14 protein-coding genes are annotated in these 15,154 nt (G+C 36.6%); 7 read left to right on the top strand and 7 right to left on the bottom strand.

The genetic code is table 11. The features are described from left to right. Position 1 precedes the first annotated feature (1 nt). From nqrE to ACTF48_RS07135, 5 genes are read right to left on the bottom strand one after another with little or no spacing between them, the layout of a single operon-like run. Positions 2 to 733, bottom strand: a complete 732-nt coding sequence (nqrE, locus tag ACTF48_RS07155) for an NADH:ubiquinone reductase (Na(+)-transporting) subunit E (protein WP_438962470.1) — start codon at positions 731 to 733, stop codon at positions 2 to 4. 51 nt (positions 734 to 784) lie between these two features. Continuing rightward, positions 785 to 1,429 (bottom strand): NADH:ubiquinone reductase (Na(+)-transporting) subunit D, encoded by a 645-nt coding sequence (locus tag ACTF48_RS07150; protein WP_438962469.1) that lies wholly within the window; start codon positions 1,427 to 1,429, stop codon positions 785 to 787. 4 nt (positions 1,430 to 1,433) lie between these two features. After that, the gene (locus tag ACTF48_RS07145) at positions 1,434 to 2,222 is read right to left on the bottom strand and encodes a Na(+)-translocating NADH-quinone reductase subunit C (RefSeq protein WP_438962468.1); all 789 of its coding nucleotides are present in this window, start codon (positions 2,220 to 2,222) and stop codon (positions 1,434 to 1,436) included. 2 nt (positions 2,223 to 2,224) lie between these two features. After that, positions 2,225 to 3,448: an NADH:ubiquinone reductase (Na(+)-transporting) subunit B gene (locus ACTF48_RS07140; protein WP_438962467.1), complete on the bottom strand. Its 1,224-nt coding sequence runs from the start codon at positions 3,446 to 3,448 to the stop codon at positions 2,225 to 2,227. Then, positions 3,448 to 4,803, bottom strand: coding sequence for a Na(+)-translocating NADH-quinone reductase subunit A (locus tag ACTF48_RS07135; RefSeq protein WP_438962466.1), 1,356 nt, complete (start codon positions 4,801 to 4,803; stop codon positions 3,448 to 3,450). The genes ACTF48_RS07140 and ACTF48_RS07135 overlap by 1 nt, the downstream gene beginning before the upstream one ends. Positions 4,804 to 4,987: 184 nt before the next feature. Between ACTF48_RS07135 and ACTF48_RS07130 the strand changes: the two genes are divergently transcribed. The 4 genes from ACTF48_RS07130 to pruA all read left to right on the top strand — a co-directional run bounded on the left by ACTF48_RS07130 (position 4,988) and on the right by pruA (position 9,579). Continuing rightward, positions 4,988 to 6,244 carry a DUF5103 domain-containing protein gene (locus ACTF48_RS07130; RefSeq protein ID WP_438962465.1) on the top strand — a complete coding sequence of 419 codons (1,257 nt, stop codon included), beginning with the start codon at positions 4,988 to 4,990 and terminating at the stop codon, positions 6,242 to 6,244. A gap of 27 nt (positions 6,245 to 6,271) precedes the next feature. Continuing rightward, positions 6,272 to 7,426 (top strand): DUF3667 domain-containing protein, encoded by a 1,155-nt coding sequence (locus tag ACTF48_RS07125; protein WP_438962464.1) that lies wholly within the window; start codon positions 6,272 to 6,274, stop codon positions 7,424 to 7,426. Between the two features lie 3 nt (positions 7,427 to 7,429). After that, positions 7,430 to 7,816 (top strand): Co2+/Mg2+ efflux protein ApaG, encoded by a 387-nt coding sequence (apaG, locus tag ACTF48_RS07120; protein ID WP_438962463.1) that lies wholly within the window; start codon positions 7,430 to 7,432, stop codon positions 7,814 to 7,816. 134 nt (positions 7,817 to 7,950) lie between these two features. Beyond that, on the top strand, positions 7,951 to 9,579 hold the full coding sequence (gene pruA, locus ACTF48_RS07115) for an L-glutamate gamma-semialdehyde dehydrogenase (RefSeq protein WP_438962462.1): 1,629 nt from the start codon (positions 7,951 to 7,953) through the stop codon (positions 9,577 to 9,579). 324 nt (positions 9,580 to 9,903) lie between these two features. Here pruA and ACTF48_RS07110 read toward each other — a convergent pair whose 3' ends face one another. Continuing rightward, positions 9,904 to 10,932 carry an Omp28-related outer membrane protein gene (locus ACTF48_RS07110; protein ID WP_438962461.1) on the bottom strand — a complete coding sequence of 343 codons (1,029 nt, stop codon included), beginning with the start codon at positions 10,930 to 10,932 and terminating at the stop codon, positions 9,904 to 9,906. 177 nt (positions 10,933 to 11,109) lie between these two features. On the opposite strand from ACTF48_RS07110, the gene ACTF48_RS07105 reads away from it, so the two are divergent. Both ACTF48_RS07105 and ACTF48_RS07100 read left to right on the top strand, forming a co-directional pair. Next, positions 11,110 to 11,592, top strand: a complete 483-nt coding sequence (locus tag ACTF48_RS07105) for a TlpA family protein disulfide reductase (RefSeq protein WP_438962460.1) — start codon at positions 11,110 to 11,112, stop codon at positions 11,590 to 11,592. Between the two features lie 34 nt (positions 11,593 to 11,626). Then, positions 11,627 to 13,276, top strand: a complete 1,650-nt coding sequence (locus tag ACTF48_RS07100) for a DUF6029 family protein (RefSeq protein ID WP_438962459.1) — start codon at positions 11,627 to 11,629, stop codon at positions 13,274 to 13,276. Between the two features lie 56 nt (positions 13,277 to 13,332). Here the strand turns inward: ACTF48_RS07100 and rsmG are convergent, their stop codons facing one another. Next, a complete protein-coding gene (gene rsmG / locus ACTF48_RS07095) occupies positions 13,333 to 13,974 on the bottom strand; it encodes a 16S rRNA (guanine(527)-N(7))-methyltransferase RsmG (RefSeq protein WP_438962458.1) in 642 nt (213 codons plus the stop codon). 97 nt (positions 13,975 to 14,071) lie between these two features. Between rsmG and ACTF48_RS07090 the strand changes: the two genes are divergently transcribed. Then, positions 14,072 to 15,154 (top strand): pyridoxal phosphate-dependent aminotransferase (locus ACTF48_RS07090; protein WP_438962457.1); only part of this gene is annotated, 1,083 nt, incomplete at its 3' end.

Raw genomic sequence — 15,154 nt, 5'->3', positions numbered from 1 at the left:
ACTATTGATTTACTTGTGTTAATTTATCTTCTATCACAGTCGCTTCGGCAGTCAAATCATTACTGTTTTGAGCTGGCTTTAGTGCAACTTCTTTAGACTCTTTTTTCTCTTCGTCTCCACCAGTTAACATTCCACCAAAACTCATGAAACCAATGGCCATAAGTCCCGTTATAATAAATGTAATACCTAGTCCTCTTAAAGGAGCTGGTACTGATGAATAACGTATTTTTTCACGGATCGCCGCAATTGCGAGAATTGCTAGGAACCATCCTATTCCAGAACCTATACCATAAGTAGTTGCTAATCCTAATGTGGCTATCTCTCTAGACTGCATAAATAATGAGCCTCCTAGAATCGCACAATTAACGGCAATAAGTGGTAAGAAAATACCCAATGAATTATATAAAGAAGGTGAAAACTTTTCTACCACTATTTCAACTAATTGTACCATGGTTGCAATGGTAGCGATAAACATGATGAAAGACAGGAAACTTAAGTCATAAGAAGCATAATCTGCTCCTAACCAGCTTAAAGCACCAGGTTGTAATATATATTGATCAAGCATCCAGTTTAATGGTACTGTAATGGCCAATACGAATATAACGGCTGCACCTAATCCTACTGCAGTCGCAACTTTTTTAGAAACAGCTAGATATGAACACATCCCTAAGAACGTGGCAAATACCATGTTATCTATAAATATTGATTTGAAAAATAATTCTAAATGTTCCATATTCTATGTTTTGAGTTTCATACGCTTTCGCGAAAGCGGTATCAAACTAATCTAGTCCTCTATTAAAGCTTTATTTCTACTACGTTGCACCCATATAATTAAACCTACTACGATTAAGGCCATAGGAGATAATAACATGAAACCATTATTCTCATAACCAATAGCGTATAAGCCAGTTTTTTCAATAGGATCTCCTAATACTGGAATTCCAAGTAAAGTTCCAGAACCAAAAAGTTCTCTGAAGAACCCTACTAGAATAAGAATAAACCCATATCCAGCAGCATTACCAATACCGTCCAAGAATGATCTCCAAGGCCCATTCCCTAATGCAAAGGCCTCAAAACGACCCATAATGATACAGTTAGTAATTATTAACCCTACAAACACAGATAATGTCTTACTAAGTTCATACGCATAAGCCTTTAAAACTTGGTCCACAATAATTACCAATGTCGCTACAACAACAAGCTGTACAATAATCCTAATCTTAGAAGGAATAATGTTACGCATCAATGAAATGACTACATTACCAACTCCAAGTACAAATAATACTGAAATCGACATTACAATAGAAGCTTCTAATTCTGCTGTTATCGCAAGTGCAGAACATATCCCTAGTACTTGAATGGTAATCGGGTTATTATCTAATAATGGATCTGAGATGAGCTTAGCATCTTTTTTTGATAAAACTCCCATATCTTTATTTCTTTAAAGTTTTAAAATAAGGCACGTATAGTGCTAAATCTTTTTTAATCATTGCAGTTACACCATCACCAGTAATGGTGGCACCGGCGATTGCATCCACCTCATAATCAGTTTTATCTTCATTTTTAGGATCTGCATTCCCTTTGGCAACAGTAATTCCTTTAAAAACACCAGTATCGTTTAATAAGTGCTCTCCTTTAAAATCATCCATAAAATAGGTTTGTTTAATGTTTGCACCTAGTCCTGGAGTTTCACCTTTATGATCAAAATAAACACCTTGTACTACCATTTCCTCGTCTAAGGCAACATAACCCCAAATAGCATCCCATAGACCTTTACCTCGTATAGGAGCTACATATAATGTTTTTCCATTTGGATTTTTACCTATAAATAATGGCAACTTGCGCTCTCCTGTTGTTTTTTGCAACGATTGTTGCTTTTTAACATCAATGAGATAAGGTTCTTGACCCGTCTCGTCCACATATTCCTGGCGAGCTTGAGTCTTCATGATTTCACCATTTTTAAAAGTAAGAACTAACTGCTCAGTCACAGTAGATTCAAACTTATTTGGCGTTACTGCAGCGTCTACAAAAACAGCAGAGCTACCTTCATTATTATTGATACCTAAAGCATACAAAATGTTTTGTTGCTTCTCAATTTTCTCATTTTGAGCGATTGCAGGTCTTAAACTAGAAGCTAAAAAAGCTAGTATTCCACCTACCACCACCACCATACCAATGGCAAATAATATTGTATATGAGTTTTTATCAGTTCTATTTTCCATGCTTAAGCTGCTTTAACTTTTAGACGCTTCATTCTTTTCTTCACATTCCCTTGAACTACATAGTGATCAATAGTAGGTGCAAAGACGTTCATTAATAATATAGCAAGGAATACACCTTCTGGATATGCTGGATTAAACACACGGATCATAATAGATATAAAACCTATTAAGAAACCATAAATCCATTTACCTTTATTAGTTTGTGACGCCGTTACTGGATCTGTAGCCATGTAAACCGCACCAAATAAAACAGAACCTATAATCAAGTGCTGCCAGAATGGAACACTCATTAACCCGTAAAACTTACTAGAATCTTCTATGATTCCAGCATCTACCACGCCGTTAAAAATCAATCCCATAACTAAAGCACCTATCACAGTACTCAACATAATTCTCCAGCTACCTATTTTAGTAAATATCAAAAATAGAGCACCAATGATAATTAAGAATTTAGAAGTCTCTCCTACAGATCCAGGAATAATTCCCCAAAACATATCCCAGTAATCATAAGCAACACTATTATTTGCTGCATAAGTCCCTAATATAGTTTCTCCTGAGATGGCATCTAGATTTTCTCCAGCCGCGATAGCTTGATCACGCGCTACTGCACCATGTACCCATACTTTATCTCCAGACATCCAAGTAGGATATGCAAAAAACAAAAATGCTCTAATTGTTAAAGCTGGGTTTAAGATATTCATCCCTGTACCTCCAAAAACCTCTTTACCTATTACAACACCAAAAATTACTGCTACTGCGAGCATCCATAATGGAATATCTACAGGAACGATTAATGGTACTAGCATTCCAGTTACTAGATAACCTTCTTCTACTTCATGTCCTTTTATAACGGCAAATAAAAACTCCACCGCAAGACCTACTCCATAGGACACCGCTACTAGCGGCAGCACAGTCCATGCTCCGATGATTAAGTTATCTACAGTCCAAAAGGAAGCTCCTAAAAAGCCATTGGCATTTTCAATCATCCCTTGAGCAAGGTAGTGCTGGTAACCTGCGTTATACATTCCAAAGATCAAACATGGCACAAGAGCCATGATAACCGTATTCATAGTACGCTTTAAATCATCAGCTGCTTTAACGTGTGTACCATTATGCGTCACCTCATTAGGCAAGTACAAAAAAGTATGGAGTGCATTAAATGCAGGAGCCATTTTCTTCCCTTTGTACTTCTCTTTTAAATCGTGTAATTTGCTTTTTAAACTCATTATCCTATCTCTTTAAGCATTAAGTCTAACCCTTCTCTAATTATCTTTTGGTGCGGCTGTTTAGATACACAAATAAATTCAGTCACTGCAAAATCTTCTGGAGCTACCTCATACATACCCAGTGCCTCCATTTCATCCAGATCTTTATACATACATGCTTTTAAAATTTGCATAGGATAAATATCTAGAGGAAAAACTGCCTCATAATTTCCAGTAACTACAAATGCTCTGTGTTCCCCATTTGTATTTGTATTTAAGTCATACTTTTTCTTAGGGTTTAACCATGAAAAAGTAAGCGCTCTCGATGGAGAAATTTTATTAAACACTGGTTTGTTCCAGCCAAAAAACTCATAATCATCTCCTTCTGGAATTACAGTCACTACATTACTATAGTAATCTAAAACACCATCCTCGCCTACTTGTTTCCCAGAAAGAACATTTCCAGAAATCACACGATGATTTGCTCCTTTCTCAACACCATTTTCATAAATGAATGTATCTAAAGTAGCTCCTATTTTAGTTGTAAAATATCTTGGAATATCTACAGAGGAACCTGCTAGAGCAACGACACGCTCTGCATTAAATTTACCGGTAAGTAATAATTCCCCTATGATAACTAAATCCTGAGCAGCAACAGTCCAGACTGTTTCTCCTTTATTCACAGGATCTATCTTATTAATCATAGTCCCTACATTTCCACTCGGGTGTGGTCCAGAAATCTTATGAAGCTCTACACCACTCAAACTACTAAAAACAGAGTTTGAATTTTTACCTACACCTACATGAACCTTACCTTCAGTAAGCATTCCTAACGCAGTAATCGCAGCTTGTATTTCTTTTTCTTTACCCGCGAGTGTGAAGTCTAAATCTGCAGCCAGTGGCGCACTAGCATAACCCGATATAAAAATCGACTTAGGTGCTTTTTCTGGATTTGCAATCACGTCATAAGGACGCTGCTTAATAAACGACCAACAACCAGACGCTAACAGGTGGTTTTTAACATCTTCGGCATCTTTACCAGAAACATTAAAAATTCCGTGGTCTAGATACTCTTGAGTAGCATCTGCCTTGATTTTAAAAGCGTCGATACGTCTCTTAGGACCTCGTTGCACTTCTACAATCTCTCCAGACACTGGAGAAACAAATTTCATGGCTTCAATAGACTTATTGTAAAACAAAGTCTCACCAGCTTTAACTCGAGTACCTTCTCTAGCTACTAGCTTAGGAATAATACTATGAAAATCTTCAGGTCTCACGTAATAAAACTGTGCGGCAGCAGCTTGATCAAGCTCTTTTTGAGCAGCTCCTACCAGTTTTATATCTAAGCCTTTTTTAATTCTAATGTCTTTTGACATAGGATGATGGATTTAGTCCTTTTTAAAAATCGTGCAAATTTACGCCATAATGCTCAGATTACCTGCTGCAGTAATTATTTAGAATTATTCTTAATAACACAAAAGCATGAGTTTGGCATTGCTTTGGCAAAAGTATGAACGACAAAGACAATATATCTTATATTTAGCACGTATTTAACCATCTATGAAGTCGATTTATATCCCATTCTTTACAGTATTACTTTTCGCTTTAAGCAGTCATGCTCAAACCATGGAAGAGCTTGTTAATGATCCAGACTATATTAAGTCTGTAACCTTCAACAAAGCGCCAGAAAACATGTTGCCTGTCTTTAAATTAGGAGACCGTATCGCTCTTGAATTTGACGATGTTATAGGAGACGAGGCAGATTATTATTACCAGTTTGAACACTATGATTATGACTGGAAACCTAGCCGGTTATTCAAAAACGAATTTCTAGATGGTATCGATGACATGCGCATTTTTGACTACCGCAATTCGTTTACAACAATTCAAGGGTACTCTCACTATACTTTAAGCGTTCCTAATCAATTTACTCGTGGTTTTAAAGTAAGTGGGAATTATATGATCCATATTTATAATGACAATCGCGAACTCGTATTTTCAAGAAAGTTCATGATTATGGAAGAAAAGGCTCAAGTAGGCGTAGAAGTGCGCCGTGCTCTAGACATTAACTATGTAAACACACAACAACGGGTTCAATTCTTTATAGATTCTCAAGAAATTATTTTCTTAAATCCAGCAGACAACCTTAAAACTGCAATCATTCAAAATGCTGATCTATATTCAGCTATTTATGATGTTAAACCACAGTTTAATCTAGCTAATAAACAAGAATACCGTTATGATACAGAGACTTCTTTCTGGGCAGGTAATGAATACTTAAATTTTGAAAACAGAGACTTTAGATCTCCTAATCAAAACATCGATTATGTGCGTAAAAGAGATTTATATGAAGCACATCTTTTTGTACACCAACCGCGTTTTGGAAATGAATACACTTTTTTTCCAGACATTAACGGGAACTATTTAGTGACTACTCTAGATAATGAAGATAACGCTGTACAAGCTGAGTATGTAAACATTCATTTCTCCTTACTACCTAGTTTTAACTTACCGCCAGACGCTAGTATTTATGTTATGGGAAACTATAACGCTTTTCAACTTCATGAAGAGAATAGAATGTTCTACAACTCAGAACGTAAAATGTATGAAGCTACTATTTTACTAAAGCAAGGTTTTTATAACTATCGTTACACCGTGGTTTATGAAAATGGTGAACAAGATCCTGGATTTATATCAGGAAACATGTGGCAAACAGAAAACACTTATACCGTACTTGCTTACTATCGAGAGCCTGGTGGACGCTATGATAAACTTATAGGAATGGGCGCTGCAAATAGTGAAGGGATTAGGAATTAGACACCTTTACATCACCCGAATATAGATATGAAACCTACCGTAAGATCTCTAGCTGAATTCAGAGGACAGCAATGCCTTAATTGTGAAACACCGCTGGACGTAGCAGATAAATACTGCCACCAGTGCGGACAACTCAACACTACCAAAAAACTAGCTCTTAAAGACTTCTTTAGTGAGTTTTTTGCAAGTATTATTTCCTATGACTCAAGAGTATGGCGCACCATCACCACTCTTTTAATAAAACCAGGACAGCTCACACTAGAATATTGTAATGGTAAACGCATACAGTATGCAAACCCTTTCCGTTTTTTCCTTACGGTGAGTATCGTATTTTTTCTAGTGTTACAAATCGGTTTACAGCTTACAGAAACTCTCGATATAGAGGTGACCGCTCAAGGATCAAATGCAGGACTTTTTAACGTTTCTCAAGACAGTACAGCAACAGCTACTGATCGCGAAGAGATTATCAAAATAATGAAACATCAACAGGATAGTTTAAGTGAAGATCAAAATATTTTTCAAAAACTAGCCATAAATAAAGCCATTGAGGCTATAGAAAAAGACACACTCACCATTCCTGAAGAAAAAAGACATCTTACACAAGAAGAAATAGACGCTTCTAATTTCCTCACCATTTACTTTAATCAAGTGAGCGTCTACGCTAACTATCAGAGCGACCATCCTGAATTCTCTATTGAAGAGGCATTAACTGATTTAGGTCATAGAATCGAGTCTAAAAACATTGCTCGTTACAAGAAAGCTCAAAAGCTAAATAGCTATGAAGCAAACCCCACAGAGTTGATCAACTTAATTCTACCTAAAATCCCATTATTTCTATTCTTCTTTGCGCCAGCTTTGAGCTTATTTTTCTGGTTGATCTATGCGCGTGGCACATGGAATTATATGGAACATATGGTGTTTAATTTTCACTTGTTAACCTTTATTTTTTTGATGTTCTTTCTTATCGTTGCTGAAGGCTCGCTGACAGACACATCCTATATAGCCCTAATATTTTTCACCATTTTAGGACCTCTTTACCTGTATAAAGCGCTCAGAAAATTCTACCAGCAAAATAGATTTAAGACTATTTTAAAATTCTTATTTATAAATTTTGTATTTTTAGTTCTTATTATGATCAGTAGTACGTTATTCCTTTTGGGTAGTATTTACATAAGTATTTAAGCTATGATTCAGCAAGTTACTAGAGGCATTAAAATCTCAGTTCAGACTAGTTTTGAAGGCACATTTTATAAAAATTATAAGATGCACTTTGCCTTTGGTTATATCATAACTATTGAAAACCAGAGTAAGAATTCAGTACAACTCACCTCTCGTCACTGGAAAATTAAAGATAGTTTAAGTAAAACAGAACATGTAGAAGGTGAAGGTGTGATCGGTAAAAAACCGGTTCTTAAACCAGGTGAATCACATACCTACCAGAGCGGTTGCTTGCTTTCCTCACCTTTTGGAAATATGAGTGGTTCTTACTCCATGATTGACTTTACTTCCACAAAAAAGTTTAGCGTGGTGATTCCTGCATTTAAACTCAGTGCTCCATTTGCACTGAATTAACTCTCATAATTACGCTTTCGCGAAAGCGTAAAAACCACAACTGCAAACAGATTAAGATTTCTTTAAGTTTATAGATCCACACTAAGCAAGGTATTCTTTGTAAATTCACCCGCAAATTAAAAAACTAACAACCCATGGGAAAAGGATTTTTCAAAGTCCCAGTTGCTGTTAATGAGCCTATTAAAACTTATGCTCCAGGAACTGTAGAAAGAGATCAAGTGCTCGCTGCTTACAAAGAATTATGGAACGCAAACACAGAAGTACCTTTATATATAAATGGTAAAGAAGTAAAAACAGGTGACACTGCACCTATAAGACCACCACACGATCATCAAAACGTGGTAGGAAATTATCACAGAGGTGGAAAAAAAGAGGTGCAAGACGCCATTAGTACAGCCATAGAAGCCCGTAAGAAATGGTCTCAATTACCATGGGAACAAAGAGCTGGAATCTTTTTAAAAGCTGCAGAACTTGTTGCCGGTCCCTACAGAGCACGTATCAATGCGGCGACAATGATTAACCAGTCTAAAACTATTTTTCAAGCTGAGATAGATGCTGCATGTGAGCTGGTAGATTTCTTGAGATTTAATGTACAGTACATGACTGAGATCTATGCAGAGCAACCAGAGTCCACATCAGGAGCATGGAATAGATTAGAATACAGACCACTTGAAGGATTTGTTTACTGTATCTCTCCATTTAACTTTACGGCGATTGCAGGTAACTTACCTGCTAGTGCTGCGTTAATGGGTAACGTTTGTGTATGGAAGCCTAGTGATCATCAAATGCTGAGCGCTCAGGTAATTGTAGAAGTATTTAGAGAAGCAGGAGTTCCAGATGGTGTGATTAACATGGTAAATGCAGATCCTGTAATGATGACTGATGAAGTGATGTCGCACCCAGATTTTGCTGGTGTGCACTTTACAGGTTCAACAACTGTATTTAAAAGCTTATGGACTAAAATAGGTGAGCATATAAACACTTATAAAACTTACCCAAAAATCGTAGGTGAAACAGGTGGTAAAGACTTTATAGTAGCACACAAAAGCGCCGTACCAGAACAGGTTGCTACCGCTATCGTAAGAGGTGCATTTGAATTCCAAGGTCAAAAATGTAGTGCTGCCTCAAGGGCTTACATACCACAAAGTATGTGGCCAGAGGTTGAAAAATTGATACGTAGAGATGTAGATAGTTTTAAAATGGGCTCTCCAGAAGATATGAGCAATTTTATAACTGCTGTGATTCATGAAGGATCTTTTGATAAACTAGCAAAATACATCGATGGTGCAAAAAGCGATGCAAACGCTGAGGTGGTTATAGGTGGAAACTATGATAAGTCTAAAGGCTGGTTTATAGACCCTACAGTGATCTTAACTACAGATCCTAAATACGTAACCATGGAAACAGAACTCTTCGGTCCTGTGATTACCGTTTACGTTTATGAAGATGATAAGTATGAAGAAATGCTTCATCTAGTAGACACCACAAGTGAATATGCTCTTACAGGTGCTATTTTAGGTCAGGATCGTTATGCGGTATCACAAGCTACTACAGCCCTTGAAAACTGTGCTGGTAATTTCTATATTAATGATAAGTGTACTGGAGCAGTTGTAGGGCAGCAACCATTTGGTGGTGCACGTGCCTCTGGAACAAATGACAAAGCAGGATCTAAATTGAATTTATTACGATGGGTTTCTCCTCGTATGATTAAAGAAACTTTTGTCACTCCTACAGACTATAGATATCCTTTCTTAGGAGAATAAACTCTTATTTTATAATTCAATAACAATCCCATTTTAAAATTTAAGATGGGATTTTTTATTTTTCACTAGCCGTATCCGACTAAGACAAAAGACCGCTGTCGCTGATAGACTAAATACGAAAGACTTTATTAAGGAGATTGAATTTCAGTGCTTGATAAGTTTTAAATTTATACCAACTTGAATTTATAAAGTCTTAATAAATAGTCTCTTTATTACTTACTTTTCACTTAAAATTATTTCCGTAGCTAAGGCTATGCAAAGAATAATTCAATTTATTTTAACGACATTTTAAAAACAAAATGGTGTTACAACAAAAGTTAAAGACTAATCAAAATCTTGATCAGTTCCCACTTTAGCTTTTTGCACATTTACCACTTCTCCTGCTTGATCTACAACAAAAGCAACAATATCCCAATCAGTAGTGTTTACTCCAGGCTCATTAACAGAAAGGCTTACTTCATACACATTACCTGCGCGTTGCTCTTGCTCAGGAATTACATCTCCAAAAACATCAGTAAACGACTTTCTTAAAATTTCATTATGAACAAAATCAGGAACTAGTCCTGGTCCTCCAAAATATGATGTATTATCCAGCTGCTCCTCAACGTGACCGTTTTCTAATAAAAATACGACAAGCTTTAAATCTTCTTGATTCAAATCAAAACCTACCTTGACATCAGCAGTAACGTTGTCGCCATTTACAGAGGAATTTATAGCGAGACCTACTGGTTGAACTGGATCAAGAAAAGCAAGAGCTTGGGGAATGTCCATGTTAAGCGTTACGTTATTTTTAATCCAGAAAGTAGGAGTTCTATTAAGTGTCGCTGTAGGAAACTCAGTTACATCAAATTGTGATCTCATTTGAGACTCTAGTGAAAACTCCATAGAATCACCATTATGTATAGCTACAGCAATCACATGATCACCTTTAACAGGAACAGCATGAGCATCTATAATCCCTTTAGTAACTACAGGACACCATGCGCACCAGGCACCAGTATAATCTTCTATAAGCATTTTAGTAGTATAAGACGGCTCGATAACTTCAACAATTACAGGATCTGCTTGATCCAGCGTAGTTTCTGCGGTTATAGTGCGTGCGCCTATTCCAGTAAACAGGTAAGAATCTCCTTCTATATCTACACCATCTACAAAAATGGTTGCATTATCTGTCACATCATCTCCTCCACCATTTACCACTTTAAATTCTACTGTACTTTGATCATAAATAACATTATCTGAAACTTCTATGGTAAGTCCTTCCACTCCTATATTTGAAGACCTGGAACTACAAGAAAGTGTAGAAACTACTAGAAGTAAAGCGGCTATCTTAAAGAAATAATTTGTTTTCATCGGGTTGCTTTTATTTGGAAATTTTGCAATTACCAAATATAACATATTCATGATATTTTCCTAGTTTTTAACATAAGTTAGGGATGTTTTTAAAAATACATGTTGTGGATTCATTAATTTGGCATGATAATTCCTTTAATTCTTGTTATTATTGTAATCCATAACTATTTGAACATTATGAAAAAAATACTTGTAATAGCTCTTTTATTCAGCTGCACGTTAGGTATAGCTCAAACATCCTTACCTGAGATCTCTTTAAAAGATTTAAGCGGAAAAGAAATCCCTCTTGCCACTTTAAGTGAAGATAAAACTATAGTAGTCTCCTTATGGGCTACCTGGTGCGTACCTTGTATAAGAGAACTGGATACGATTGCAGAGGTTTATGAAGACTTACAAGAAGAGATGAATTTTGAACTGGTTGCCATATCTGTAGATGATGCTCGTTCAACAAGGCGAGTAAAACCAGCAGTAATGGGAAAAGGATGGGAATACACCGTACTACTGGATCCAAATAATGATGTAAGAAGACACCTAGGGAATCCTAATGTACCACTTACGTTGATCCTAAAAAATGGTAAAATCGTTTTCCGTCATTCTAGTTTTACACCAGGAGCAGAAGATCAACTCTTTGAGGAGTTTAAGCAAATTGCTGGAGAGTAATTCAAACACCACTCAACAACCAACTTACTTTACAATGAAAAAACTTATTATAGCAATAGCAGTAATTACCGCTATTCAAACATCTATTGCCCAAGAAAACAAAGGAACTTTCTCAGGAGGATTTGAATCAAACAGTCAGTGGTACTTAGATGATTCAGGACTAGTTGAAGAAAACCCAAATGGTTTTGAAGCACCACAGGATCAATTAAGGTCTAACAACTATTTCACTCTAAGATACTCTTATGATAAGTTTACCGCTGGAGTACAATATGAATTATTTGCCCCTAACCCTTTACTAGGTTATTTTCAAGGATTTCAAGGAAATGGTATAGGAACGTACTATTTGAATTTTAAGCATGAAAACCTAGACATTACAGGTGGACACTTTTATGATCAATTTGGTAGTGGATTAATTTACAGATCATGGGAAGATCGTCAATTAGGAATAGACAACTCTATTAGAGGTGTGCGCATTAAGTACGACTTTACAGATTACTTAAACGCCACAGCCTTTTCTGGAAACCAGCGTGTAGGTTTTGAAATCTCTGAAGGTACAGTTACTGGTGTGAATACTGAGTTAGATTTATCTACGGCGCTAGATATAGAAACAGGTATCCAGTTAGGAGCTAGTTATGTAAATCGTTATCAAGAATACACGGGACCTAATGACAATTTCCCTGCTGCCGTAGGAGCATATAGTTTAAGAGGTGATGTGTCCTTTGATAAATTCTTTATAGGTGCTGAATGGGTTTATAAAGAACCAGATGCGTTTGTAGAAAGTAACACACCTTCTAACACAAACTTACAAGATGGTAGAGCTATTTTAATTAACACTGGATATGCTACAAAAGGTTTAGGAATCAATGGAACTTTTAGAGCTATAGATAATATGACCTTTTATTCTGAAAGAGAAGCTGCTGGAAATTCATTTTTACTAAACACCATCAACTTTATTCCTGGCTATACTAAGCAACAAGACTATGCTGTCACTAATATTTATGTTTATAATCCTCAAGCTGCGGTAATTCCTGTAGAAGGAAAAGCAGGAGAAATAGGTGGTCAGATCGATGTGTATTATACCGCAAAAAAAGAAAGCTTATTAGGTGGTAAATACGGTACTAAATTTGAAATGAACTATGCGCGCTGGAGTGGTCTAGATACTACCTTTGATTTATCTAATAACACTTATGAAAACTCACTAATATCATTTGGAGACAAATATTTTGAGGAATATAGTTTAGCTATTAAAAAACGATTCTCAAGAAGGCTATCTGCCATTTTTACTGCGGTACATACAGAATATGATGGCCAGGTAATAGAAGGTAAAGACTTTTACTTAGAAGGAAATGCATTTGTGATTGATGCACTCTACAAATTTAATAATGGTAAAAGTATGAGATTTGACATTCAGCATCTAGGAGCAAATGCAGATCGTGGGAACTGGGCTGCCTCAACACTAGAGTACTCTTTCAGTCCATATTTATCTGTTTATGCTACAGATTTATATAATTATGAAAAAACAGACATACACTATTTCTCAGCAGGTGGTAGCTACACTAAAGGAAGAACTCGTGTAGCACTTAACTATGGTCGCCAGCGTGGTGGACTAATTTGTGTAGGTGGTGTATGTAGATTTGTACCGCCTAACTCAGGATTAAGCATGAACATTTCTACAAACTTCTAGTAGTTCAAAAACACTATATAAAAAAAGACCTCATCGTAGAGGTCTTTTTTTATGCTTTAAAGTGGTAAATGGACCACTTTTTTAGTCTCAAAAAAGGCTTCTTCAAAATAGTCTGGCAGCTCATACATGTACACATCAGGAAATGGTTTGAGCTCTTCAGTTAAATCACCACCTTTAAGGTATAAAATTCCATTTTCTATCTCGTGGTAACTATCTTTTCTGATTTTATGGCGCGTCCACTTCACAAAATCAGGCATATTTGTCACCGCACGACTTACTATAAAGTCAAATTTACCTTTCACTTTCTCTGCTCTACCGTGCTGCGTGGTGACATTTTTTAATTGCAGGGCTTCTACCACGGCGTCTACCACCTTAATTTTTTTTCCTATAGAATCCACAAGATGGAAACTAGTCTTAGGAAACATTATCGCCAGCGGTATTCCTGGAAAACCTCCACCAGTCCCTACGTCCATTACTCTGGTCCCACCTGATGTGTTAGGTAAGCTTTCGCGAAAGCGAACTACACAAGAGATTCCTAATGAATGAAGCACATGTTTTACATACAGTTGATCGATATCTTTTCTAGATATTACGTTAATTTGAGCATTCCATTCTGCATATAAATCACCTAATTGAGCAAACTGCTCCATTTGATAATCTGTGAGATGCGGGAAATATGTTTTTATAATTTGGTGCACTGTCAATATTTTGTGCAAAAATAACGCATTAATAATCGTAAGAAATGGTCCTTGTGAATTAATGAAATGATATTTTTGTGAGTATAACTTTAGTTTTATGAAAAATCAACTATCTGACCGTATTAACAGTTTACCTACAAGTGCCACGCTAGCCATGGCCGCCAAAGCCCGTGAACTACGTGAGCAAGGTAAAGATATCATAGGACTTAGTTTAGGCGAGCCAGACTTCAATACCCCAGATTTTGTTAAGGAAGCTGCCATACAAGCCATTAATGATAATTATAATTCTTACACACCAGTTGATGGTTATGTAGAATTAAAAGATGCCATCATACATAAGTTCAAAAGAGATAATAATTTAGATTATTCTAGAGATCAGATTGTAGTTTCTACAGGAGCTAAACAATCTATTGCAAACGTAGCGATGGTATTACTTAATGAAGGTGATGAGTGTATTTTACCAGCACCATACTGGGTAAGTTATGCTGCCATAGTGCAACTGGCCGAAGGTGTACCAGTAGAGGTACGTGCAGGCGTAGAACAAAATTTTAAAATTACTCCAGATCAGTTGCGTGATGCGATTACACCACGTACTAAAATGATATTATTTTCTTCTCCTAATAATCCTAGCGGTAGCGTTTACAGTCAGTCTGAACTAGAAGGTCTTGCTGCTGTATTAAAAGATCATCCTCACATTATAGTGGTGAGTGATGAAATCTATGAGCACATTAATTATGGAAGTGGCCATGCGAGTATAGCGACTGTAGAAGGAATGTATGATCGCACGGTGACTATTAATGGTGTGAGTAAAGCATTTGCAATGACTGGCTGGCGTGTAGGTTACATAGGTGCTCCATCATGGATCGCTCGTGCTTGTAATAAAATGCAAGGACAGATCACTAGTGGAACCAACTGTATCGCACAACGTGCGGTAATTACCGCACTAGAAGCACCAGTTTCTAAGATTCAATACATGGTTGATGCGTTTCACAAGCGCAGAGATTTAATGCTGGATTTATTATCTAAAATTCCTGGTTTTATAACAGATGTTCCTGAAGGTGCCTTTTATGTATTCCCAGATGTGAGTGCGTTTTTTGGAAAAACGATAAAAGGTCACAAAATTGAAAACGCCACCGACTTCTCGTTACTTTTATTAGAAGAAGCGCTGGTAGCAACGGTG

This window comes from Nonlabens sp. (assembly GCF_965660805.1).
Lineage (GTDB): Bacteria > Bacteroidota > Bacteroidia > Flavobacteriales > Flavobacteriaceae > Nonlabens.
This window is presented reverse-complemented; position numbering and strand designations above follow the sequence as displayed.